This window comes from Frondihabitans sp. PhB161, assembly GCF_003814635.1.
Classification (GTDB): Bacteria; Actinomycetota; Actinomycetes; order Actinomycetales; family Microbacteriaceae; genus Frondihabitans.
Genome location: NZ_RKQW01000002.1, coordinates 277,783 through 301,148, shown reverse-complemented (window position 1 = coordinate 301,148; position 23,366 = coordinate 277,783). Strand labels below are relative to the sequence as shown.

At 67.3% G+C, this 23,366-nt stretch carries 17 protein-coding genes, 1 tRNA gene and 1 pseudogene; 14 read left to right on the top strand and 5 right to left on the bottom strand.

Going from position 1 to position 23,366, the window contains the following annotated elements:
* Nucleotides 1-9: 9 nt before the first annotated feature.
* Both nudC and EDF39_RS10135 read left to right on the top strand, forming a co-directional pair.
* Nucleotides 10-960 (top strand): NAD(+) diphosphatase, encoded by a 951-nt coding sequence (gene nudC, locus EDF39_RS10140; protein ID WP_055962999.1) that lies wholly within the window; start codon nucleotides 10-12, stop codon nucleotides 958-960.
* Between the two features lie 14 nt (nucleotides 961-974).
* The gene (locus tag EDF39_RS10135; protein WP_055962997.1) at nucleotides 975-2,687 is read left to right on the top strand and encodes an ATP-dependent helicase; all 1,713 of its coding nucleotides are present in this window, start codon (nucleotides 975-977) and stop codon (nucleotides 2,685-2,687) included.
* Here EDF39_RS10135 and EDF39_RS17725 read toward each other — a convergent pair.
* Together EDF39_RS17725 and EDF39_RS10125 are read right to left on the bottom strand one after the other, a co-directional pair.
* Nucleotides 2,662-3,114: pseudogene (locus EDF39_RS17725) on the bottom strand (hypothetical protein); the annotation flags it as partial. The gene EDF39_RS10135 and the pseudogene EDF39_RS17725 overlap by 26 nt on opposite strands.
* 393 nt (nucleotides 3,115-3,507) lie before the next feature.
* Nucleotides 3,508-4,872: a zinc-dependent metalloprotease gene (locus EDF39_RS10125; RefSeq protein WP_123942796.1), complete on the bottom strand. Its 1,365-nt coding sequence runs from the start codon at nucleotides 4,870-4,872 to the stop codon at nucleotides 3,508-3,510.
* Between the two features lie 125 nt (nucleotides 4,873-4,997).
* On the opposite strand from EDF39_RS10125, the gene EDF39_RS10120 reads away from it, so the two are divergent.
* The 3 genes from EDF39_RS10120 to EDF39_RS10110 all read left to right on the top strand — a co-directional run bounded on the left by EDF39_RS10120 (nucleotide 4,998) and on the right by EDF39_RS10110 (nucleotide 9,713).
* Nucleotides 4,998-6,125: a PDZ domain-containing protein gene (locus EDF39_RS10120; RefSeq protein ID WP_055962991.1), complete on the top strand. Its 1,128-nt coding sequence runs from the start codon at nucleotides 4,998-5,000 to the stop codon at nucleotides 6,123-6,125.
* A gap of 139 nt (nucleotides 6,126-6,264) precedes the next feature.
* Entirely contained in the window at nucleotides 6,265-9,243 is a 2,979-nt protein-coding gene (locus EDF39_RS10115) for a UPF0182 family protein (protein WP_233573082.1), read from the top strand.
* A 396-nt stretch (nucleotides 9,244-9,639) separates the two neighbouring features.
* A tRNA-Met gene (locus EDF39_RS10110) sits at nucleotides 9,640-9,713 on the top strand.
* Nucleotides 9,714-9,817: 104 nt separating this feature from the next.
* On the opposite strand, the gene EDF39_RS10105 is transcribed toward EDF39_RS10110, so the two are convergent.
* Entirely contained in the window at nucleotides 9,818-10,558 is a 741-nt protein-coding gene (locus EDF39_RS10105) for a FadR/GntR family transcriptional regulator (RefSeq protein WP_123942794.1), read from the bottom strand.
* A gap of 289 nt (nucleotides 10,559-10,847) precedes the next feature.
* Between EDF39_RS10105 and EDF39_RS10100 the strand changes: the two genes are divergently transcribed.
* Genes EDF39_RS10100 through EDF39_RS10070 form a run of 7 tightly spaced genes read left to right on the top strand, consistent with a single transcriptional unit; the run spans nucleotide 10,848 to nucleotide 18,038 of the window.
* Nucleotides 10,848-12,155, top strand: a complete 1,308-nt coding sequence (locus EDF39_RS10100; protein WP_123943430.1) for an MFS transporter — start codon at nucleotides 10,848-10,850, stop codon at nucleotides 12,153-12,155.
* Complete coding sequence (locus tag EDF39_RS10095; protein WP_123942792.1) at nucleotides 12,155-13,900, top strand: dihydroxyacetone kinase family protein; 1,746 nt, start codon at nucleotides 12,155-12,157, stop codon at nucleotides 13,898-13,900. Before EDF39_RS10100 ends, EDF39_RS10095 begins: the two co-directional genes overlap by 1 nt.
* 54 nt (nucleotides 13,901-13,954) lie before the next feature.
* A complete protein-coding gene (locus tag EDF39_RS10090; protein ID WP_123942790.1) occupies nucleotides 13,955-14,458 on the top strand; it encodes a ribose-5-phosphate isomerase in 504 nt (167 codons plus the stop codon).
* Nucleotides 14,455-15,240 carry a triose-phosphate isomerase family protein gene (locus tag EDF39_RS10085; protein WP_123942788.1) on the top strand — a complete coding sequence of 262 codons (786 nt, stop codon included), beginning with the start codon at nucleotides 14,455-14,457 and terminating at the stop codon, nucleotides 15,238-15,240. The genes EDF39_RS10090 and EDF39_RS10085 overlap by 4 nt, the downstream gene beginning before the upstream one ends.
* The gene (locus EDF39_RS10080; protein ID WP_123942786.1) at nucleotides 15,237-16,064 is read left to right on the top strand and encodes a sugar phosphate isomerase/epimerase; all 828 of its coding nucleotides are present in this window, start codon (nucleotides 15,237-15,239) and stop codon (nucleotides 16,062-16,064) included. Before EDF39_RS10085 ends, EDF39_RS10080 begins: the two co-directional genes overlap by 4 nt.
* Nucleotides 16,061-16,969, top strand: a complete 909-nt coding sequence (locus EDF39_RS10075) for a phosphogluconate dehydrogenase C-terminal domain-containing protein (RefSeq protein ID WP_123942784.1) — start codon at nucleotides 16,061-16,063, stop codon at nucleotides 16,967-16,969. The genes EDF39_RS10080 and EDF39_RS10075 overlap by 4 nt, the downstream gene beginning before the upstream one ends.
* A 55-nt stretch (nucleotides 16,970-17,024) precedes the next feature.
* Nucleotides 17,025-18,038: a glycosyl hydrolase family 18 protein gene (locus tag EDF39_RS10070; protein WP_233573083.1), complete on the top strand. Its 1,014-nt coding sequence runs from the start codon at nucleotides 17,025-17,027 to the stop codon at nucleotides 18,036-18,038.
* Nucleotides 18,039-18,106: 68 nt separating this feature from the next.
* Here EDF39_RS10070 and EDF39_RS10065 read toward each other — a convergent pair whose 3' ends face one another.
* On the bottom strand, nucleotides 18,107-19,378 hold the full coding sequence (locus tag EDF39_RS10065) for an exonuclease domain-containing protein (RefSeq protein ID WP_255410123.1): 1,272 nt from the start codon (nucleotides 19,376-19,378) through the stop codon (nucleotides 18,107-18,109).
* An 82-nt stretch (nucleotides 19,379-19,460) separates the two neighbouring features.
* On the opposite strand from EDF39_RS10065, the gene EDF39_RS10060 reads away from it, so the two are divergent.
* Nucleotides 19,461-20,270 (top strand): carbon-nitrogen hydrolase family protein, encoded by an 810-nt coding sequence (locus EDF39_RS10060; protein ID WP_123942780.1) that lies wholly within the window; start codon nucleotides 19,461-19,463, stop codon nucleotides 20,268-20,270.
* A gap of 131 nt (nucleotides 20,271-20,401) precedes the next feature.
* Here EDF39_RS10060 and EDF39_RS10055 read toward each other — a convergent pair whose 3' ends face one another.
* Nucleotides 20,402-21,601, bottom strand: a complete 1,200-nt coding sequence (locus EDF39_RS10055; protein WP_123942778.1) for an aminotransferase class I/II-fold pyridoxal phosphate-dependent enzyme — start codon at nucleotides 21,599-21,601, stop codon at nucleotides 20,402-20,404.
* Nucleotides 21,602-21,769: 168 nt separating this feature from the next.
* Here EDF39_RS10055 and EDF39_RS10050 point away from each other — a divergent pair, with 168 nt between their 5' ends.
* Nucleotides 21,770-23,353, top strand: coding sequence for a S1C family serine protease (locus tag EDF39_RS10050; RefSeq protein WP_123942776.1), 1,584 nt, complete (start codon nucleotides 21,770-21,772; stop codon nucleotides 23,351-23,353).
* Nucleotides 23,354-23,366 lie beyond the last annotated feature (13 nt).

Here is a 23,366-nt window from a genome sequence, read left to right as displayed (position 1 = left end):
GGTGGTCGGATGCCTGAACGTTCCTCTGGAAGCCAGGAGTCGTTCGCGGCGAAGCTCCCGCTCTCTCGGCACCAGATCGATCGTGACTACCTCACCCGGGAGCGCGAGGGCCTTTTTCCTGAACTGCTCGCCGATTCGGCGACGCGCGTGGTGCCGGTGTGGCACGGGCGTGCGCTCTTCGCCGGGAGCTCGTCGATATCGCTGCTGTCACCCGATGCGATTCCGACGCAGTCCACTCTCGTCTACCTGGGGCGCTCTCTCGACCCCGATGCCCCAGAACCCGTCGGCACTCCTATCGTCGCGGCGATTCTCGACGACGACCAGGCGGCGACCCTCGCGTCCGAGGAGGAATGGGGCAACCTCCGGATGTTCGCGACCGGGCTGAGCGACCGGGATGCCGGGCTCGCCACCGAGGCGATCGCCATCGCGAACTGGCACGCCTCGCACCGGTTCTCGCCGAGAACGGGGCGGCCCCTCGTGCCGGCGAAGGGTGGTTGGGTGCGAATCGACCCCGATGACGGCCACGAGATCTTCCCGCGCACCGATCCCGCGATCATCGTCGGCGTCACCGACGAAGACGATCGCCTGCTGCTCGGCTCCAATGCCCTGTGGGAGAAGAACCGGTTCTCGCTTCTCGCCGGGTTCGTCGAGCCCGGTGAGTCGCTCGAACACGCCGTCCAGCGCGAGATCTTCGAGGAGTCGGGTGTGCGCGTCGTCGACCCCGTCTATCTCGGTTCGCAGCCCTGGCCCTTTCCTGCCTCGTTGATGGTGGGCTTCCGCGCGACCGTCGATCCGGCCGACCCCGGCACCCTCGAGCCCGACGGCGCGGAGATCATCGACCTCCGCTGGTTTACCCGCGACGAACTGGCCGGCGCCGGCGACAGCGTGATTCTTCCCGGCCGCTCCTCGATCGCGCGCGCGATCATCGAGGACTGGTTCGGCGCCGAGCTCGACGACTGATCGGCGAACGACCGATGGAGGCCGCCGACCTGATCGCAGGTCTCGATGAGCAGCAGCGCGTCGCCGCAGAGACACTTTTGGGGCCCGTCTGCCTACTCGCCGGGGCCGGCACGGGAAAGACCCGAGCCATCACGCATCGCATCGCCTACGGTGTCGCGACCGGTGTCTACGCGCCGAACCGAGTGATGGCACTCACCTTCACCTCACGGGCCGCGGCCGAGCTTCGAGGGCGTCTTCGAGTGCTGGGCGCCGGGGGAGTGGCGGCCCGCACCTTCCACGCCGCCGCGCTCTCCCAGCTCGCCTACTTCTGGCCGCAGACCATGGGTGGCACGATGCCGCGGTTGCTCGAGAGCAAGGCCAAGCTCGTCGCGCACGCGTCGGAGACCCTCCGGCTTCGGCTCGACACCGCCAGTCTTCGCGACCTCTCGGCCGAGATCGAGTGGCGAAAAGTCTCGCGTTTGACGATGGAGGAGTACTCGCACTCCCTCGCCAGCCGGGCTCTGCCTCAGAACGTGACACCGGAGCAAGCCCTCGACCTTCACCAGGCCTACGAAGACATCAAGGATTCGCGCCGGCAGCTCGACTTCGAGGACGTCCTGTTGGCGACGGCGGGGATGCTGGAACTCGAAGCGCGAGTCGCGCAGCAGGTGCGCGAGCAGTACCGCTTCTTCGTCGTCGACGAGTATCAGGACGTCTCGCCCCTGCAGCAGGATCTGCTCGACCTCTGGCTCGGCGATCGCAACGACGTCTGTGTCGTGGGTGACGCCAGCCAGACGATTTACTCGTTCGCCGGAGCGTCGTCGGAGTACCTGCTCGGTTTCGGCTCTCGCTACGACAACGCGACCGTGCTTCGACTCGAACAGAACTACCGCTCGGCCAGGCCGATCGTCGAGACCGCCAACGAGTTGATGCGGGGTCGGCCCGGTGCCCTCCACCTGCATCCCGCCCAGTCGGCCCCCGGCCCCCTGCCGCGCATCACCGACCACTCGTCGGATTCGTCGGAGGCCCGTGCCGTCGCCGAGTCGATCGCCGCCGAGATCCGTGGGGGAACGCCACCCGAGTCGATCGCCGTGCTCTTTCGCGTCAACGTGCAGACCGCTGCTCTTGAGCGCGCGCTCGAAGACGCGGGCGTGAGCACCCGCCTGCACGGGTCGACCCGGTTCTTCGATCTGCGCGAGGTCAAGCAGGCGCTCATGATGCTGAAGGGCGCCGCGGTGAGCATCGTCGACGAACCCCTCTTCAAAACCGTCAGCGACGTGCTTCGCTCGCTGGGCTGGGCGCAAGAACCCCCCGAGCAACGGGGCGCCGTCCGTGACCGCTGGGAGTCGCTCAACACCCTCATGGGTCTGGCGGAGTCGGCGGTGCCGGGCACCACCCTGCGCCAGTTCGTCGATGAGCTGTTCGCTCGCCAGGTCGGCCAGCACGAGCCCACGATGTCGGCCGTGACGCTTGCCACCCTGCACTCCGCGAAGGGGCTCGAGTGGGAGAGCGTCTACATCGTTGGCTTGAGCGAGGGGCTCATGCCGATCAGCTATGCGAAGACGTTCGAGGGCATCGACGAAGAGCGGCGCCTCCTCTACGTCGGCGTCACACGAGCTCGGCAACGGCTGAATCTTTCGTGGAGCCGGACAGGCCAGGGCCGATCGATGCAGGAGCGTCGACCGAGCCGGTTCTTGGAGGAGCTCCGCATCCGCAGTCGGGATGAGGTCGGCTCACCGACGTCGTGACCTCCCCGGTGTCGACGTCGAGCATCTCGAGCACCGCGTCGGGAAGGCGATCGGCGCTGCCCGTCAGCCGGTTCAGCGCTCGCCGACTCGCCCGAACGGCGATCTCGCCGACGAGGAGTGGCGAGTGCTCGCGAGGCGGGCGCCCCCAGAGCTGACCGGCGATGGCGCCCCAAGCGGAGTCGACGTCGGCCCGGTGCAAATCGAGACACCGGCAGCAGGCAGTCACCCCGGGCACGACTACCGGGCCGATCCGCGCGAACGAGTCTCCGGTGACGACGCACAGGTGCGGAACGTCTCGCCGGAGCCACCCTGCCGTCACGACCGGGTCGTGAACGTGCGACGACACCGCGATGGCGAGGCCGGGCGTCTCGTCGGCGTCGTCGTGGGGGAGATCGCGGTCGACCCTCACCCCCTCGGCGGTGAGCATCGCGGCGATCGAGGCAGAGAGACCCGAGGATCCCGGCACCTCGACGATCGGCCCCTCGCCGGGGCCGGGTGACACCAGTGCGGGCCGGAGCCGCTCGACCAGCTCCGCGACCTCGTGATCGGGGCAGCCGACCCGCTGCGCGATCGGCGGTGTGCCGGAGCGGCCGTGGCCGGCGGCGATGGCGGCGATGATGCGCTCTTGCTTGGTCGTCACCCCGTCGAGTACGGCTCGGGGACGGTCGACGCCGATCTGCAGAGTCTGCGGATCGCGCCACACGAGAGGAAGACGGGGATCGAGTCGGATGTCCATGCCCACAAGCATCGACAATCCGCGCAGTTCGCGCTGGCGTTGTCCACAGGCCCCGATCCACAGGCCCAGCGGGGCCGAGTCGAGCTAGCTCTGCGGATCCTCGGCAGTTCCGTCTTCGGCCTCGCGGGGGCGGTCGTCGCTCACGTCGTTGAGGAGGTCTTCGATGGCGCGGTCGACGTCGTCGGGCTCGGGCTGGCCGCCCGTCAGTCGCGCGATCAGGGCCTGGGGATCGTCGATGTCGTCACTGGTGGGAACGATGTCGGGGTGGGCCCAGAGCGAGTCGCGAACCTCGCCACCGGCGGCGTCGCTGACGGCCTGCCACATGGCGGCCGCCTCGCGAAGTCGGCGCGGACGGAGTTCGAGCCCGACCAGAGTCGCGAATGCCGACTCGGCGGGGCCTCCGGCGGCGCGCCTCCGGCGAACGGTCTCGGCGATCGACGACGACTTCGGCAGACGTTCGGTGGCCTTGGCCGTGACCACGTCGACCCACCCCTCGATCAGGGCGAGGGTCGTCTCGAGGCGAGCCAGCGCGGCCAGCTGCTCTTCTGTCTTCGGCGGAATGAGGGCACCGCTCGCCATGGCCTCGCGCAGCTCTTCGGGATTCGACGGGTCGAAGTCGGCGGCGAGCTCTTCGAGCCGACCGGTGTCGATCGAAATGCCCTGCGAGAACTCCCGGATGGACGAGATGAGGTGCAGGCGCAGCCACCGGGCGTGGCGGAACAGGCGAGCGTGCGCGAGTTCACGGACAGCCAGATACAGCTGGACCTGATCGATTGGAATATCGAGACCTTCACCGAACGCGGCCACGTTCTGCGGAACGAGAGCGGCCTGCTGGTCGTCGAGGAGGGGGATTCCGACATCGCCGCCGGAGACGACCTCGGTCGAGAGCTGACCCACGACCTGGCCGAGCTGCATAGCGAACAGAGCGCCGCCCACGTTTCGCATCACCTGGCTGGCGCCCGCGAGCATCTCGCGCATTTCTTCGGGCGCCTGGTCGCGGAGCACGCTGGTGAGCGAGTCGGCGATGGAGTCGGCCACCGGCTCGGCGAGCTGGCTCCACACCGGCATCGTCGCCGAGGCCCATTCGGCCCTGGTCATCAGGCGGGGCTCGACAGTGAGCTCGGCCACGTGCGCGACCTCGTCGAGCCAGAGGGCCGCGACGTGGAACGCCTGCTCAAGGGCGCTCACCTGGCCGGGAGACGTCTCGATCGCCGATTGCGTGGCGATGCTGGCGGACTGCTCGGTGGCGAGCGTCCAGTCGATCCCGTCGCCCGAGCGGCTGACGGCCGACTGGAGCTGACTCATGAGCCGTGCCATGAAAGCGGGATCATTGGGCAGGCCAGCTGCCCCGACGAGCTTCGACGGGTCGATCTCGGAATCACCCGAGAGGAACTGCCGGAGCATGTCGCGGAACTCGTCTTCGGGGCCCGGCTGCGAATCTTCAGACATGGCAACTACGCTATCTCCTGGCCACACGAACAGTCTGGGATTCGCCCGCTTCTCGCAAGGTCCGCCTCTGCGCCCAGGGCGAACAGCCCGCAGCTGTTCGTCGCTCCCCGAAAGGCAGTACCGAGTTGGCTCGATTCGTCGCCCCCGCCTCCCGCCCGAATACCCCGGCTCGACGAGGGTGGCTCGGCCCAGTGGTGCTGGCTATCGCCCTCCTCATCGGCATCGTCCTCTCCGTCCTCCCGGCGCCGTACCTCATCGAGCAGCCGGGCCCGGTCTTCGACACCCTCGGCACGAACGAGTTCGACGGTAAGCAGACGCCCCTCATCACGATCGAGGGCCACGAGACCTACCCGACCGCGGGTTCGCTCGACCTTCTCACCGTGAGCGTTCTGGGCAACCAGGCGCAGCGACCGAACTGGGCAGAGATCGTCAGCGCCTGGTTCGATCCCAGCAAGGCGGTCATCCCGGTCGAGGCCATCTACCCGACGGGCGTCTCGAACAAGCAGGTCGATCAGCAGAACACGATCGACATGGAACAGAGCCAGAAGTCCGCCATCACGGCCGCCCTGGCACACGAAGGGTTCGACGTCACGACGAAGATCGCCGTGAGCGCGGTCGAGAAGGGGAGCCCGGCCGACGGGGTCTTGAAGAAGGGCGACGTGATCCGGTCGATCAACGGGACTTCACTGTCGAAGAACAGCGACGTCGATTCCCTCCGAGCACTGGTGGCCGAGAACGGAACGAAACCCGCGAAGATCACGTACACCCGAGGATCCTCGAGTGGCTCGTCTGGCACGACCCTCCGCACTGCCACCGTCACCCCCGTGGAGCAAAGCGGCACGTACCTCCTCGGCATCGGCGCCAGCGTGGCCTACACGTTCCCCTTCACGGTCTCGCTGAAACTTGCCGACGTCGGAGGGCCGAGCGCGGGTCAGATGTTCGCGCTCGGAATCATCGACAAACTCACTCCGGGCGAGCTCAATGGCGGCAAGAAGGTGGCCGGCACGGGCACCATCACGGCGGGCGGCACGATCGGTGCCATCGGCGGGATCCGGCAGAAGATGTACGGGGCGCGCGACTCGGGCGCCACGGTGTTCCTCGCGCCCAAGAGCAACTGCTCCGAGGTGACCGGGCACATCCCGTCGGGTCTCGACGTCTACGCGGTGTCCGATCTCGACGATTCGGTCACGGTGCTGGAGACGATCGCCGACAAGGGCGACACTGCCGCGCTGCCGACCTGCCCCGCGTCCTGACCGGCGCGACTCGGCCTGCCATGAGGTCGGTCGGCACCCGATGCACGGGTTCTCCACAGGCTGTTCGCCACTCGGCGTAGCTCGGAGGTTGGGCACATAGGATGGCCACTCCACCTCTCCATCAGCCAGGAGCAACCTCTTGACTTCCTCTGCATCAGCGTCGTCGGCCGTCACCGGTCGTCGTTCGCCGCGAGTTCCCGTCCTCGTCACCATCGGCATTCTCGCCGGTCTCGTGATCCTCTTCTTCCTCTTCTCGGGGCTCGCGACCGACTACCTCTGGTATCAGCAGCTCGGGTTCACCAGCGTGATCATGACGCAGTGGATCGCCGGCACCGCGCTCTTCTTCATCGGGTTCCTCGGCATGGCGCTTCCCGTGTACGCGAGCATCGACATCGCGTTCCGCTTCCGTCCCGTCTACGCCAAGCTCAACTCGCAGCTCGACCGCTACCAGCAGGTCATCGAGCCGCTCCGCCGCACAGTGATGTTCGGCATTCCGATCGTGCTCGGGCTCTTCGGGGGCATCGCCGCCTCCACGCACTGGGCCATGGTCTTGCAGTGGTTGAACCGCACCCCGTTCGGCAAGACCGACCCGCAATTCGGTCTCGACGTCGGGTTCTACGTCTTCTCGCTCCCGTTCTATCAGGGGCTTGTGGGCTTCGCGTCGGCGGTCGTGCTCCTCTCCGTCATCGCCGCGCTCGCGACTAGCTACCTCTACGGCGCCCTGCGCTTCTCCGGTCGCGAGGTGCGCATCTCTCGCGTCGCCCGCATTCAGATCGCGGTCACCGCAGCCCTCTACCTCGCGCTTCAGGCAGTCAGCCTCTGGCTCGACCAGTACGCCACCCTGACCGACGGCTCGGGCAAGCGCATCGTCGGCGCCACGTACACCGACGTCTTCGCGGGCATCCCCGGCAAGCAGATCCTGGCCTACGCCGCCGCGGTCGTCGCGATCCTCTTCATCGTCACTGCGGTCATTGGCCGCTGGCGCTTCCCGATCATCGGAACCGTCGCGCTGCTCGTGATCAGCCTCCTCATCGGGGCGATCTACCCGTGGATCATCCAGCGCTTCACCGTCGTCCCGTCCGAGAAGAGCGTGGAGTCGGCGTACATCCAGCGCAACATCGAGGCGACCCGCGATGCCTACGGGGTCTCCGATGTGAAAGAGGAGAAGTACGAGGCGAAATCGAGTGCGACAGAGGGCGCTCTGGCGAGCGACGCGGTGACCACCGAGAACATCCGCATCATCGACCCGGCGCTCGTGACCGAGACCTTCGCGCAGCTGCAGCAGCTGCGCCAGTACTACTCGTTCGCCGACAAGCTCGACGTCGACCGCTACCGAATCGACGGCAAGGTGCAAGACACCGTCATCGGCGTGCGCGAGCTCGACACGGCCGGCCTCGGCTCGGCTAACAACGACTACAACTCCACGTTCGTGTACACGCACGGCTATGGCGTCGTGGCCGCTTACGGCAACCAGCGCAACGGTTCAGGTGAGCCGGTGTTCCTCGAATCCGACATCCCGGTCAAGGGCAAGCTCGGCGACTCGTCCGATTACCAGCCTCGCGTCTACTTCGGAGAGAAGAATCCCGCCTACTCGATCGTGGGGGGCAATCAGAGCAAGAACATCGAGCTCGATTATCCGTCCGGCTCGAACGACGAAAGCGGAAACCCCACCACGAACTACACGGGCGATGGTGGGCCCAAGCTCGACAACGTCTTCAAGAAGTTGATCTATGCGATCAAGTTCCAGTCCGAGCAGATCGTCCTTTCCGACGCGGTCAACAACGACTCGCAAATTCTCTACGACCGCGATCCCGCCACGCGCGTGAAGAAGGTCGCCCCGTATCTCACGCTCGACGGCGATCCGTACCCGGCTGTCGTCGACGGCAAGGTCCTCTGGATCGTCGATGCCTACACGACGAGCGACGACTACCCCTACTCCGATCAGCAGAGCCTGTCGAACACGGTTGCGGCCGATAAGAGTGCCCAGAGCGCCTTCGCCTCTGACAACATCAACTACATCCGCAACTCGGTCAAGGCAACTGTCGACGCGTACTCGGGAAAGGTCACGCTCTTCGCGTGGGACAAAACCGATCCGATCCTCCAAACCTGGCAGAAGGTCTTCCCCTCGACGGTTAAGCCGATGAGTGAGATGAGCAGCACGCTGCTCAGTCACGTGCGCTACCCGGAAGACCTGTTCAAGATGCAGCGCGCAACTCTGGCCACGTACCACGTGACAGACGCTGGGTCGTTCTTCTCGGGCGACGACGCCTGGGCCATTCCGACCGACGCGTCCGATACGACTTCGACCAAATCAGCTGAGCAGCAGCCTTACTACCTGACCATGAAGCTCCCGGGTCAAGACGCGGCGTTCCAGCTCTACACGACGTATCAACCCCAACAGGCGACCGCGGCGAACGCGCGAAATGTGCTGACGGGCTATCTCGCGGCGAATTCCGACGCCGGGTCGACCAAGGGGCAGGTCTCGAGCGACTACGGCAAGTTGACTCTGCTCACCCTGCCTAAAGACGACAGCGTGCCAGGGCCCAACCAGGTGCAGGCAAACTTCAACTCGAATACGGCGGTCGCGAACACTCTCACGCTCTTGCGGCAGGGTGACACCTCCGTCAAACGAGGCAATCTGTTGACCCTCCCCGTCGGTGGAGGTCTCCTCTACGTGCAGCCTGTCTACGTCCAGTCCAACTCCTCCGGTTCGTACCCGATCCTGAGCAAGGTCCTCGCTTCCTTTGGCGGCAAAATCGCGTTCGAAGACACCCTCCAAGAGGCGCTCGACTCGATCTTCGGTGGCAACGCGGGGGCTTCGACGGGCGACAGCGGAGTTCCGACGACGGGTGACGGCTCGACTGGCAGTGGTAGCGGCTCGACCGGCAGCGGCAGCGGCTCGACCGGTGGAGGGTCCGCATCAGGATCCGGCGCGACGTCGGGCAGCACCGGCTCCGGGGCCGGCACCAGTGCAGCCCTCGACTCGGCGCTTGCAGACGCACAGCAGGCCCTCAACGACCGCAAGGCCGCCTATGCCTCGAACGACCTGGTGGCGGCTGCCGAGGCGGACGCCGCGCTCCAGAAAGCCGTTGAGGCGGCCGTGAAGGCGTCGGAGTAGATCCCGGCGACTAGGCGACTAGCTGCCAGCTACTAGCTGCCCCGCACGAAGGCCGTCGTGCACCCAAGTTCGGGTGCACGGGGGCGTTCGTCGTTGAGGCCGCTGCAATCGCGGGGTCGGGTGCGGAGCGGCAGGGCGCGGATGCAGAAGTTTCGTTGTGATGTCGGGTGGCCGGATCCTGAAGTCAGGTGAAGGGGCTTGGAATGCAGGAGTGGGGGCGATCAGCGCGCGTCCGTCAGGTGTGCCGGCTGCTTGGCCACCTGAATTCAGGGTCGCGCCGGGCGCGTGCCTGCAGTCAGGAGTGCTTCGCCCGGGCACCGGAGCTCACCTGCACGCGAGCCGATCCGGCCTCGATTAGACCCGTGCCGGATCCCGTGCTAGAGTCATTTCTTGTACCGCGGGGTGGAGCAGTTCGGTAGCTCGCTGGGCTCATAACCCAGAGGTCGTAGGTTCAAATCCTGCCCCCGCAACAAGAGAAAGGCCCTTGACCAGCATTTGTCTGGTCGAGGGCCTTTTGCTTTGCTCGGTTGTACGCCTGCCGGAGCGCGCTCGACGCGCTCTTACGCGGCCCAGGTCAGGTGTCGAGGTCGAGGCTGGCGACGCGGTCGCCGGCAGTGCTCATATGCACGCGCATTGCGGCCTCGGCGGCGGCCGGGTCTCGGGCGGCGATCGCCTCGTAGATGCCGATGTGCTCTCGCAGGGCGACTTCACCCTGCTCTCGGTCGCGCAGTCCGCGCTCGACCCAGAGTCGCAGGAGTGAGCGAACGCTCTGCAAGAGGTCGCGCAGCACGACGTTGTCGGCACTTGCGGCGATCTGCAGGTGGAAGCGCACGTCCGCCTCCACGAAACGGTCGAGGTCGTCGAGGGTCGCCTTCATCGTCTCGATGTGACTGCCGAGGGCCGCGATCTCGGCGTCCGTGATCCTGCTGGCGGCATAGGTGGCCGCCTGGATCTCCAGCCCACTTCGTACCTCGATGAGCTCGCGGGTACGAGAAGCCGAGAGCATGAGGCCCCAGCTCAGCGTGGTCGGAAGCAGCTCCGACGTGGAGTCGCGCAGGTAGGTGCCGGATCCTGGTCGCACGGTGACGATGCCAAGGATCTCGAGTGCCGCTAGCGATTCGCGGACGGCCGAGCGCCCGACGCCCAGCTTCTCGGCGAGTTGCCGCTCGGGCGGCAGGCGTGACCCGGGAGCCAGCTCGCCCGACGTGAGCAGGGAGATGAGCTGCTTGACGACCTCGGCGACGGCTGTTCCTCGCGGGACGGCTTCGAGCTCCAGCCTCAGGGCGGCGGGATCGTCGTCGGGGTAGGCGGGCACGCAGTCAGCCTAGCCGGGCACGATCTCGGCCCCAGTGGGCGAAATTCGATCTCGCCAGCCAAATTGGTCAACCGGTTGACAGATTTGATCGAAAGAGTCATGCTGATGGGACGCGCTGGTGATCTCACCGACGCGATCCGACGATGTCGTTGAATGAACAGGAGTCGATGTGGACGCCCCCACCCGCACCACAGGTCGTAGCGCAAACCGCGCCGATACTGCCCCCAACCCGATCGAGAAGTCCGCGATCCGCAAGATCTCGATCCGGCTGGTGCCGTTCGTCGCGTTGATGTTCTTCATCAACTACCTCGACCGCACCGCGATCGGATTCGCAGCTCCGAACGGCATGGAGCAGAGCCTCGGTCTCTCGGCAGCTCAGTTCGGCTTTGCGTCGGGCGTGTTCTTCATCGGCTACATCCTGCTCGAGGTGCCCTCGAACCTGGCTCTGGCCCGCTTCGGCGCTCGTCGCTGGCTGGCCCGCATCATGGTGAGCTGGGGGATCGTCGCGTTCCTCTTCACCTTCGTGCAGGACTTCGCCCAGCTCGCAGGACTCCGCTTTCTTCTCGGAGTCGCCGAGGCCGGTTTCTTCCCCGGGGCAATCCTGTTCCTGAGCCTGTGGGTTCCCGGTAAGCACCGCTCCAAGATCCTCGCGCTGTTCTACCTCGCGCAGCCGCTCACAAGCGTGGTGGGCGCGCCGCTTGCCGGCCTCCTCCTTCAGAACGACGGTGCCCTCGGCCTCGAAGGCTGGCGGTTCATGTTCCTCTGCGTCTCGCTCCCGGCCGTGCTGATCGGTGTCATCGCCTGGTTCTACCTGAAAGACAAGCCGTCCGATGCGAAGTGGCTCACCCGTGAGGAGAGCGACTGGCTCGAGACCACGCTCGAGACGGAAAAGATCGGCACGGAGACAAGCGCCACGGGCATCGGCGGCCACGGGGTCGGCCTCGGCCGCGTGTTGAAGAGCGGGCGCGTGTGGATGCTCTCGTTCATCTACTTCGGCTTCATCTACGGCCTCTACGCCCTCGCCTTCTTCCTCCCGACCATCATCGGCACCTTCGAGGAGCAGTTCGGCACCAGCTTCGGCCTGTTCGAGAAGGGCCTCATCACGGCCATCCCCTATCTGCCCGCCGCAGCCGCCCTGTACTTCTGGTCGCGCGATGCGACGAAGCGCGGACTCAAAACCTGGCACATTGCGATCCCCGCGGTCGTCGGCGGCGTCAGCATTCCTGTCGCCCTGTACATGAACACGCCCGCGGCCACGATCGCCGTCATCACGATCACGGCCATGGCGATCTTCGCCGCCCTGCCCAACTTCTGGACGCTCCCCACGCAGTTCTTGACCGGCACCGCCGCCGCGGCGGGGATCGCGCTCATCAACACGATGGGCAACCTCGCCGGGTTCGCCGCCCCCTACATCACCGGCGCCGTCACCGACGTGACGGGAACGTACCGGGTGCCGATGTTCATCGTCGGATTCTTCCTCCTCGTCTCGGCTCTGTTGATGGTGCTTCTCTCGCGCAAACGCAAGGCGGGGGCCGACACGGGTGCGGCCCCGACGGACGACCGTCCGGTGGCAGCCACTGCGGCGGGTCTCGGCTGATGACGCGCCTCTACAACGAGCCGACCGACTTCGCCGACGAGATGATCGACGGGTTCGTCGCCGCGAACCGCCGCTGGGTGCGCAAGGTGCACGGGGGAGTGGTCCGGGCGACGGCCTCCTCGCCGGGGTCGGTGGCTCTCGTGACGGGCGGCGGATCCGGTCATTACCCTGCGTTCGGCGGTCTCGTCGGCCAAGGTCTGGCGTCGGGCGCCGCACTCGGCAACCTTTTCGCCTCTCCGAGCTGGCAGCAGGTCCGCTCGGTCGCCAAGTCGGCCCAGAACGGCGGGGGCGTGCTGCTGAGCTACGGCAACTACGCCGGCGACGTCCTGAACTTCGATAAGGCTCAAGAGAAGCTCCGCGACGAGGGACTCCGCGTCGAGACGGTCACGGTGACTGACGACATCGCCAGCGCCTCCCTCGATGAGAAACGCAAACGCCGGGGCATCGCCGGTGATCTGACGGTCTTCAAGGCCGCCGCCGCCGCCGCTGATGCGGGCTATGCGCTCGACGAGGTCGTCCGTGTCGCCCGCAAGGCGAACGAGCGCACCCGCTCCCTCGGCGTCGCCTTCACCGGCTGTTCGCTGCCGGGCTCCGATGAGCCGTTGTTCACCGTGCCCGAAGGGCGCATGGCGGTCGGTCTGGGTATTCATGGCGAACCTGGCATCTCAGAGCAGGACGTCCCCAGCGCATCCGGTCTCGCCCAGCTCTTCGTCGAGGCGCTCCTCGCCGAGCTCCCCGAGGGCGTTGCCGAGGCCCGCGGGCAGCGGGTCGCCGTGATCCTCAACGGGCTCGGCTCGATCAAGTACGAGGAGCTCTTCGTCGTCTATGGAGCCGTAGACGCCCTGCTCACCGAAGCGGGCATCGAGGTCGTCGAGCCCGAGGTGGGGGAGCTCGTGACGAGCTTCGACATGGCGGGCGCCTCGTTGACGCTGTTCTGGCTCGACGACGAACTCGAGGCATTCTGGAGGGCCCCCGCGGACGCCCCCGGCTACAAGAAGGGGTCGGTCGACCTGGCTGCCCTCGACGCCGACTTCCACGATGAAGAGGCCTCGACCCTGGTGATCCCCGAGGCGTCCGAAGAGAGCCGCCGCTCGGCCGCACTCGTGCTCTCCGCTCTCGAAGCGGTCAAGGTCACGGTCGACGAGCACGCGGACGAGCTAGGCCGGATCGACGCGGTAGCCGGCGACGGCGACCACGGTATCGGCATGCAGCGCGGGGTGACGGCAGCGGTGGCCGCGGCTCGGGAGGCCGTCGAGAGGGGCGCAGGATCCGAGACGGTCCTCACTCGGGCCGGCGACGCCTGGTCCGACCGCGCCGGCGGAACCTCCGGTGCGCTCTGGGGTTCGGCGCTGACCGCGCTCGGTACCGCGCTCACCGACGTCGCGCCGGCGTCCGGTGAGCGGGTGGCCGCCGGGGTCACAAAGGCGACCACCGAGATCCTCGACTTCGGTGCCGTCGTCGGCGACAAGACGATGGTCGACGTGCTCGTCCCGTTCAGCACGGTGCTGACCGAACGCGTAGAGGCCGGGGAGCGACTCGTCGATGCGTGGCACGGCGCGGCCGATGTCGCTTCTGCCGCAGCTCGGCAGACCGCGGATCTGCTGCCGAAGATGGGCCGTGCTCGGCCCCACGCGGCAAAGAGCCTCGGAACACCGGATGCCGGTGCCGTGTCGCTCGGTCTCATCGTGCAGACCGTTGCCGGTGTCTTGGCCGATGCGTCGGCGCGCACGACACCTGCCCGCTGACCCGGGCCCCACCCACTCGCACCATCTGAAGCAGCACCTACGAAGGAGAACACCATGACCGAGCCACTGCGCATCGTCGTCGGATCCGACGACGCCGGATTCGACTACAAGGAGATCCTCAAACAGGACCTCGCGGGCAACGATCTCGTAGCGTCGGTGACCGATGTGGGAGTCGATGCCTCGGCTCACACCCCCTACCCGTCGGTCGCGATCGCGGCAGCCGAGATGATCGCCCGCGGAGAGGCCGACCGCGCCCTGCTCGTCTGCGGTACCGGCCTCGGCGTCGCCATCTCGGCGAACAAGGTGGCCGGTATCCGTGCCGTCACCGCGCACGACTCCTTCTCCGTGGAACGCGGCGTCCTGTCCAACAACGCCCAGGTGCTCACGTTCGGCCAGCGAGTCGTCGGCATCGAGCTGGCCCGTCGCCTGGCTCGCGAATGGCTGACCTATACCTTCGACGAGACCAGCGCGTCGGCCGACAAGGTCGACGTCATCACCGCCTACGAGCACTCCCACACCGACGCGTCGACGCCGGCGGCGGTGGGCTCGAACGCATGACCCTCTTGACGACCGCTCCCTACACGGTGGGGGTGAGCCTCAAGATGTACTTCGGGCACGCCCGCACCGTGGAGTGGGCGACTGCGATCGGCGCTCTCGCCCGCAGGCACCCGGCGATCGAGCTGGGCCTCGTCGATGTGTTCATGGTGCCGACCTTCCCCTCGCTCGTACCCGTGCGCGAGGCACTGGCGGGCGCTCCCGTGCGTCTCGGCGCGCAGGATCTCGCTTGGGCCGACGAGGGCGCCTTCACGGGCGAGGTCTCCGGTGTCGAGCTGGCCGAGATCGGCTGCACCCTGGCCGAGGTCGGCCACGCCGAGCGGCGCTCGCTGTTCCACGAAGACGACGAGGTCATCGCGCGGAAGACCGCGGCCGCTCTCCGCAACGGGCTGACACCCCTTCTCTGCGTCGGCGAGGAAGCGGAGTCGTCGCCAGCCCTCGCAGCTCTCGAGGTGACGGAGCAGATCAAGGCCGCCTTGGCTGCTTCCGGCTCCGGCCCTGTCGTCGTCGCCTACGAGCCGCAATGGGCCATCGGGGCGCCCGCACCGGCATCGCCCGACTACATCGCCGCGGTGGTCGCCGAGCTGGAGTCGTTCGTCCTGACGCTCGACGGCCGCGAAGGCAGCCGGGTCATCTACGGTGGCAGCGCCGGTCCGGGACTCCTCACCGATCTCGGCGGCACCGTCAAGGGCCTGTTCCTCGGCCGCTTCGCACATGACCCCGGGGCCGTAGCCACCATCCTCGACGAGGTGCTCGTGCTGTGCGGCGCCGAGGTGCAGGCATGACCGCCGCCTCGACCACGGCCGGAGGTCTCATCGGTCTCAGCACCTACGCCTATTTCTGGCGGTTCAGCGACCGGGTCGCCCGGCCCATGTCTCTCGACGACATGCTTCGCGATGCTTCCGAGCTCGGCGCGGAAGTCTTTCAGATCTGCGACTACGCGCCCCTCGACGACTACTCCGACGAGCGCCTCGCCGGCGCGCGGTCACTCGCCGAGAGCCATGGCCTAACGCTGGAGGTGGGGACGCGCGGCACGGATCCTGCGCACCTGCTCCGCTACCTTGAAATCGCCGTCGCCCTCGGTGCGACGCTGGTGCGGAGCATGTGGAGCCAAGGATCCGACAATCCGTCTGCCAGCGAGAACGTCACCCGTCTCGGCACCGTGCTCCCTCGCTACGAGGAGGCCGGCGTCACTCTGGCGCTCGAGACGTACGAGCAGGTGTCGTCGGTCGACCTCGTCGCGCTTGTCGAGGTGATCGGGAGCCCCAACCTCGGCATCTGCCTGGATCCCGCGAACACCGTTGCGAACCTCGAGCTGCCCGGCGATGTGACCGGACGCTGCCTGCCTCACATCGTGAACTGGCACGTCAAAGACTTCGACTTCAGCCGCGAGGCCGGCTGGGTCGGGTTCTCGCTACTGGGTGCGCCCCTCGGTGCCGGACGCCTCGACTACGACGGAATGCGCCGGGCGATCGATCCCGCTCGCCGTGGCATCAGCCAGATCATCGAGCACTGGCTGCCCTGGCAGGGCGACGGCGAGACCACCACCCGCGTCGAAGCGGAGTGGACGAAGAACAACCTGAACTACCTCAAGGAGAACAACTCATGACCGACATCCTCACGACCCCGGCAGTGACCTACGCGGACGGCCAGGGCTCGGCCGACATCACCGTCGCCGTCATCGGCGCCGGCGGCAAGATGGGCCAGCGCGTCTCGAACAACCTCGCCAAGAGCAGCTACACGACCCTGTATGCGGAGGCCTCGCCGGCCGGCGTCGCCCACATCGAGTCGCTCGGCCGCACCGTCACCGCCACCGACGAGGCTGTCAAGGGCGCCGACGTCGTGATCCTCGCGGTCCCCGACGTCGTGCTCGGGAAGGTCTCCGAGAGCGTCGTTCCCGCCATGAAGTCGGGGGCGATCATCCTCACGCTCGACCCCGCCGCCGCCTACGCAGGGCTGCTGGCCGCGCGTGACGACATCCACTACGCCGTGGCGCACCCCTGCCACCCCAGCGTGTTCCTCGAGCGCACGACCAAAGAGGAGTGGGCCGATACCTTTGGTGGCGTGGCCGCTCCGCAGGAGGTCATTGCGGCTCTCGAGGGCGTCGACGAGTCGTCGCCGGTGCGCGAGCTCGCCACCCAGGTCATCTCGACGATCTACGCTCCCGTCATCGCCGTGCACTACGTCACCGTCAAGCAGCTCGCTGTGCTCGAGCCGACCCTCGTCGAGACCATCGCGTGCATGGTCGGGGCTTTCCTCAAAGAGGCCCTCGAGGAGACCATCGACGGCGTCGGAGTTCCCTACGAGGCCGCTCGTGCGATGCTCTACGGCCACACCTGGATCGCCCTCACGAACGGTCTGCGGGGCTCCAACCCGTTCTCGGACGCCTGCCACATCGCCATGGACTACGGCCGCGAGTCGATTGTCAAAGACGACTGGAAGAAGATCTTCGACGACAGCGAGCTCGACTCGGTCATCGCGCGCATGCTGAAGATCGACGCCGTCCGTCGCTAGCCTCGAACCCCCGAGACCAACCGTCTCGGGGGTTCTCGCTGGTTAGGCTCAGCGGGTGAACGTCTCTCGAAACTCCCGGTTGTTCGTGTTGATGGCTGTGACCGCCGTTTTCGGCCTGGTGGTCTCCGGATGCACCGCGACACCGGCCAGCGCGGCCACGACGATGCAGGTCGTCGGCTATGCCGAGGCCGGTTCGACGCCGACCAGCAGGCTCGATGCATCCAAGACCGCTCTCACGACGGTCGGGGTCGACGGCATCAACGTCGAGCGCGGGGGAGCGAGCCTGAGCGCCGTCTCGCCGGAGGCACTCGCGCTCCTGAAGGCAGCCCACGCGCGGCACGAGAAAGCGGAGCTGCTCGTCGGCAACTTCGACGGGGATCTCGGCGATTTCTCTCCGGCCATCGGTGACGCGCTCCTCGGCTCGCCGACGAATATCGACTCTGTCGTGGCGCAGCTGGCCGCCGAAGTGCAGAAGCACGGCTGGGACGGCGTCACCATCGACCTCGAGAGCCTGTCGTCGAAGTACCCGACGGGGTTGACGAATCTCGTCTCGAAACTGAATTCGGCCCTGGGGGCGGGCAAGAGCGTCTCGATCTGCCTGATGGCGACGACGGGTCGCTACGCCGATCTCGGCTACGACGTGCGCGGCCTGGGGCGTGTGGCCGACCACGTCGTCCTCATGGCCTACGACCAGCACGGTCCGACCTGGACGAAAGCCGGCCCGGTGGGCGGCCTTCCCTGGGTGAAGAAGACGATGGCGCCGCTTGTGCACACGGTTCCCACGGCGAGGATCCAACTGGGCATCGCCGGGTACGGCTACACCTGGCCCGCGAAGGGCGACGGCACGCAGGTGTCGGATGGCGCGGCTCGCGCACTCGTCAAGCGGGCCAACGCGAAGGCCGTCTGGAGCACGACCCAGCTCGAGTGGCACGCAACCCTGTCGAACGGCACGGTCGTGTGGTGGTCCGATGCGAAGTCGTACCGTGCTCGTCTCGCCTACGCGAAGCAGCTGCGCATCGGCGGCGTGGTCGTGTGGTCGCTCGGCCTGAGCGATCCGCTGACTCGCTGACTGGCAGACCCGCTGGCTAGCTCAGCCGTTGAGACGAGCCCGGTCGCGGCTTCTCACGGCGGCATGCGTTACCCGGCAGCGAGCACACGCCGAAGATCCGCCTCAGCCGCAACCGGCACCCCGTAATCGCGTGCCTTCCGGGCCTTGCCCGACAGGGACGTTGGATCGGCGGCGACGAGCAGCGTTGTCCTTTTGGTTACCGCTGGCCATGCGACGACGCCAACCATCGCAAGAAGTCGCTCGATCTCGGCCCGGGGCAGCCACATATCTCCGGTCAGTACCACGACGTCACCGGGATTGAGGGTGACCGAATCGGTCCGAAGGAGGGTCGCGCCGGCGAAGGATCCGGCCACCGGCGGCACGAGTGCGGCCTCCTGCATCTCGGCGGGGATGTCGAGCATGCGGCCGACTGCGTCAAGCTCGCTCCGTTCTTCGGCCGTGAGGATGCCGTCCATCCACACCGCATCGACAAGCGCCCGAAAGTAGTCCTCATGAAGAGAACGGCGACGCGCGGGCATGATCGCGAGCATGGCTGCGAGCTCCCGCAGCTCATCGGCTTCGTCGAGCGACAGGTAGCCGTCCGAGAGGGCCCGGTCGAGCATGGCCGCGTATTCCGATTCGCTGTCGGTTGTCTCTAGCGACGGCAGGTGGGTCGCGGCGTCGGCGAGAGCGGTGGATTTCTGCGGTGCAACGTGGTTCGCGGTCGCCTCGACGTCAGCGACAGCAAGGCGGGGCCGAGGAGTCCACGAGGATCCCGGCCACGTAGTCAGAGGCCAGCGCAGTGTCGCTGCCCGGTCGCCCCATGCCGCCCACTCCCGCGTGTCCTCCTGCCCGACTCTCAGGTACTGACCGAGCAGTTGCGCCGTCGCCCTTGCATCCGCCAGCGCCTCGTGCGCGTCGGTCAGATCGATGTCGAACGCGGCACAGCAGTCGGCCAACTTCCGGCCCGACCCCGGCAGATATCGCGACGCCAGCTTCATCGTGCAGAGTGCACGATCGGTGTCGAGTGGCGACTCGAGGCCGACTCGGTCGAGTTCGGCGCGGAGGAAGTCGACCTCGAAGCGCGCGTTGTGAGCGACGACGACTCGGCCCGCGAGCCGGTCGAGGAGCTCGCCGGCCACGTCGCGAAAGGACGGAGCGTCCGCCACGTCACTGCCACGGAGTCGATGGATATGGGTCGGGCCGAGGTCGCGACCCGGGTTGACGACGGTCTCGTATTCGCCCTCGATCTCGCCACTCGGCGAGACCTGAACGATGCCGACTTCGATGACACGATCGTGCCGGGCCGGCCAAAGGCCGGTCGTCTCGAAGTCGATCACTGCATAGCCGTGGTGCGCCAAGTGTTCCCCCAAACCCGAACGGATGCTTTCCGATAGTCATCGTGTCAGAAAGCGCCTCGCCGAGCGCGGCTAGGGTGGCGACATGACCGACACCATGCTCGCGGCAGTGGCCCAGTTTGCGCCGACGGCCGACTTCGAAGCCAACCTGCGGGTCATCGACGAGCTGGCAGCGAAGGCCGCGGCGCGCGGGGCGAGCGTGGCGGTGTTTCCGGAGTACTCCTCGTTCTTCGAGGCGCAGCTCGGGGTGAACTTCGTCGAGGGCGCTCAGCCGATCGACGGACCGTTCGTGCGCGGGCTGGGCTCCATCGCGTCGAAGCACGGCCTGTACGTGGTGGCAGGATTGGTCGAGACGCGGCCATCGGATCCTCGTCGCTTTGCCAACACGCTCGTGGCGGTCGACACGGAGGGCGGAGTAGTCGCGACGTATTCGAAGCTGCACCTCTACGACGCGTTCGGATCGAAGGAGTCGGAGTGGGTCGTCGCCGGCGATATCGAGGCCCCGCAGACGTTCGAGATCGAGGGCTTCCGGGTCGGGCTTCAGACCTGTTACGACGTGCGCTTTCCCGAGGTGACTCGCACTCTGGTCGACGCCGGCGCCGAGGTCGTCCTGCTGCCCGCCGAGTGGGTGCGGGGGGCGTTGAAAGAGCACCACTGGCGCACACTCGTCACGGCGCGAGCCATCGAGAACACCATCTACATCGCCGCAGCCGACCACGTGCCGCCGATCGGTGTGGGCAACAGCATGATCGTCGACCCGTTCGGTGTCGAGATCGCGACCCTCGGCGACGAGACCGGCATCGCGGTCGCCGAGATCTCGCGCGCACGGCTCGAGCATGTTCGGCAGGTCAACCCGGCGCTGGCGTTGCGTCGCTTTCGGGTGACTCCGGCCTGACTTCGGGGGCACGGGCGCCATTCTGCGAGCGATCCGGGGCAGACACCCCCGCACGGCAGTAACGGGTGGGAATGCAGCGGCGGATCGCTCTCAAATTAGCGGCGTGCTACTAGCGGCGAGCGGCGAGCGGACTAAGCGCCGAGACGCGACAGCCGCCCGACGGCCTCCTCGAGCACCTCGAACCTCTTGCAGAACGCGAACCGCACCAGCGACGAGTACTCCTCGGCGAGATCGGCGTGGCAGAACGCCGAGATCGGCACGCCGACCACCCCGGCCAGCGACGGGAGACGGCGGCAGAGGTCGACAGCATCGTCGAAACCGAGCCCCGCGGCGTCGGCGACCACGAAATACGACCCGCGCGGCGTCGAGGTCGGCAGGCCGGCCGCCTCGAGCCCCGTCCGGAGCAGATCGCGCTTGCTCTGCAGTGTGGCGGCGATTCCGCTGAAGTAGGTGTCGGGCAGGCCGAGGCCGACGGCGATGGCGGGCTGGAACGGGGCCCCGTTGACGAATGTCAAGAACTGCTTGACCGCAAGGATCCGGGTCACGATCTCAGCCGGGGCCGTGAGCCACCCGATCTTCCAGCCGGTGGTGGAGAACGTCTTCCCGCCGCTCGAGATCGTGACGGTGCGTTCGGCCGCTCCGGGCAGGGTCGCGATCGGGCGGTGTTCGGCGCCGTCGAACAGCAGGTGCTCGTAGACCTCGTCGGAGACGAGGAGGGCATCGTGCTGGTGGGCTAGCTCGACGAGCAGACGCTTGGTCGCGTCGCTGAGGACGCTGCCGGTCGGGTTGTGCGGGTCGTTGAGCAGGATGATTCGGGTGCGGTCCGTAATGGTTCGACGCAGTTCGTCTTCGTCGACCTCGAAGTCGCGGCCGCGAAGGGCGACAGTGCGGTGGTCGCCACCGGCGAGCCCGATGACGGCGCCGTATGAGTCGTAGAACGGTTCGAGGGTCACGACCTCGTCGCCCGGCTCGACGAAAGCGAGGAGCGTCGCCGCAAGGGCCTCGGTCGCACCGGCGGTCACGAGTACCTCGGTGACGGGGTCGACATCGAGGCCGTAGAAGCGCTTCTGGTGCGAGGCGACGGCCTCGAGGAGCACCGGCATGCCCCGCCCGGGCGGGTACTGGTTCACGCCGTCGGTGATGGCTCGGCGGGCCGCCTCGAGAACCTCTTCGGGCCCGTCCTCGTCGGGGAAGCCCTGACCGAGGTTGATCGCGCCGGTGGCTGCGGCGAGGGCGGACATCTCGGCGAAGATCGTGGGCGCGAGATGGCCGCGGCTGTCGAGGAGCATGGCGCCGCGAGCGGCGCGTTCCCAGGGGGCCGGTGTCGTCATGGCATCCTCGTCAGGTCTGGGAGCGAAAGCGCTCGTGGCCGGGGTCGGCGTTCTCGGCTGACCCTTACAGAGCCAGCCTATGATGTGAAATCAGTTCGCTCGCGGTGTGTCGGAGGTCCAGAAGGATCGCCGGCAGGGCCGTCGAGACACGAAAGGATCCCTCCGCGCATGAGTCAGTTCCCCGGCAGCGACAGCTCTTCCGAGAACTACCGTTCATCCGAGAACGCCGGCCCTTCCGACAACCCGGGTTCGTCTGAGACGAATCCGACGGAGCCCCTCGCCGACACGACCGCACCCGTCGTCCCCGAGCAGCGCTCGCCGTGGCAGGCCCCGGTCGGCGCTCCGGCTCTCCCCGGCGAGACCCCCTCTTCTCTGGCCGACACACGCCCCGCACCCGCGCCGACCTCCGGTGTGCACCAGGCTCCGCCGTCGCTGTCGCACGCCCCGTACGCGGGAGCTCACTCCTCGGCCTTCGGCACGCTCCGAGAGAACGGCGAGCCCGAGCCGGCCGCCGAAGCAGGTTCCGACGATGTCTGGCAGCGTCCGGCCTCCTCTCGGCGCAAGCGGAGCGGCCTCGGCGGGTTCGTCGCGGTCGCCGCGGTGGCCGCCGTCATAGGCGCTCTCGTCGCCACCGGGGGCTATGCCCTGCTCGGTCGGGGGGCGACCGCGGCCACCGGCGGAACGAGCGACACCCTCTCGATCGGCCACTACAAAGACGCGTCGCTGATCACCGCGGTGGCGGCGAAGGCGACCCCGTCCGTCGTCACCATCGGCGTGACGTCGGGCTCTTCCGGTGGAACGGGTTCGGGCGTCATCCTCACCAGCGACGGCTACATCGTCACGAACACCCACGTGGTCACCCTCGACGGAGCGAGCTCGACCGGAACCGTGTCGGTGACGACCTCGGGCGGCCGGGTGTACTCCGCCAAGGTGATCGGTACGGATCCTCTCGTCGATCTGGCAGTCATCAAGATCGACGCGACCGGCCTCACTCCCATCACGTTCGCCGACTCGTCCAAACTCAATGTCGGCGACACGACCGTGGCGATCGGCGCCCCCCTCGGGCTCTCGAACACCGTCACCGACGGCATCGTGTCGACCCTCAACCGGAGCATCACGGTCGCCTCGTCGGCCGTCCCCGACACGGGCGGCGACACCTCGGGCGGCTCGCAAGACAACAACGGCCAGGGCCCCTTCAGCTTCGACAACGGCCAGGGCAGTTCCGGTTCGACGACCTCGACCATCGCACTCCCCGTGATCCAGACCGACGCGAGCATCAACCCGGGTAACTCGGGCGGTGCCCTGCTCGACACCGACGGCAAGCTCATCGGCATCAACGTGGCTATCGCCAGCGCCGGCGGATCGTCGTCGTCGAGCAGTGCCGCCGGCAGCATCGGGGTCGGGTTCTCGATCCCGTCGAAGCTCGTCGAGCGCGTGGCGAACGACATCAAAGACACCGGATCGGCGACGCACGGCCTTCTCGGGGCTTCCGTCGACGACGCAACGAGCGACACGTCGGCGACGCAGACCGGTGCCCTTATCAAGACGCTGACCTCCGGTGGCGCCGCTCAGAAGGCGGGCCTCCGTGCCGGCGACGTCGTCACGAAGTTCGACGGCGTTCAGGTGACCAGCGGCACCGATCTCTCGGCCCAGGTGCGCGTTCTCGCGGGCGGTTCAACGGCCTCGCTGACGTACATCCGCGATGGCAGCACCAAGTCGCTGACGGTGACCCTCGGCACGCTCAAGGGATGACGCCCGGCAACCG

Excerpts from the sequence above, each read along its gene's own strand:
- nudC (WP_055962999.1), top strand. The coding sequence starts at position 10 with ATGCCTGAACGTTCCTCTGGAAGCCAGGAGTCGTTCGCGGCGAAGCTC.
- EDF39_RS10135 (WP_055962997.1), top strand. The coding sequence starts at position 975 with ATGGAGGCCGCCGACCTGATCGCAGGTCTCGATGAGCAGCAGCGCGTC.
- EDF39_RS10125 (WP_123942796.1), bottom strand. The coding sequence starts at position 4,872 with ATGTCTGAAGATTCGCAGCCGGGCCCCGAAGACGAGTTCCGCGACATG.
- EDF39_RS10100 (WP_123943430.1), top strand. The coding sequence starts at position 10,848 with ATGTTCTTCATCAACTACCTCGACCGCACCGCGATCGGATTCGCAGCT.
- EDF39_RS10095 (WP_123942792.1), top strand. The coding sequence starts at position 12,155 with ATGACGCGCCTCTACAACGAGCCGACCGACTTCGCCGACGAGATGATC.
- EDF39_RS10090 (WP_123942790.1), top strand. The coding sequence starts at position 13,955 with ATGACCGAGCCACTGCGCATCGTCGTCGGATCCGACGACGCCGGATTC.
- EDF39_RS10085 (WP_123942788.1), top strand. The coding sequence starts at position 14,455 with ATGACCCTCTTGACGACCGCTCCCTACACGGTGGGGGTGAGCCTCAAG.
- EDF39_RS10080 (WP_123942786.1), top strand. The coding sequence starts at position 15,237 with ATGACCGCCGCCTCGACCACGGCCGGAGGTCTCATCGGTCTCAGCACC.
- EDF39_RS10075 (WP_123942784.1), top strand. The coding sequence starts at position 16,061 with ATGACCGACATCCTCACGACCCCGGCAGTGACCTACGCGGACGGCCAG.
- EDF39_RS10060 (WP_123942780.1), top strand. The coding sequence starts at position 19,461 with ATGACCGACACCATGCTCGCGGCAGTGGCCCAGTTTGCGCCGACGGCC.
- EDF39_RS10055 (WP_123942778.1), bottom strand. The coding sequence starts at position 21,601 with ATGACGACACCGGCCCCCTGGGAACGCGCCGCTCGCGGCGCCATGCTC.
- EDF39_RS10050 (WP_123942776.1), top strand. The coding sequence starts at position 21,770 with ATGAGTCAGTTCCCCGGCAGCGACAGCTCTTCCGAGAACTACCGTTCA.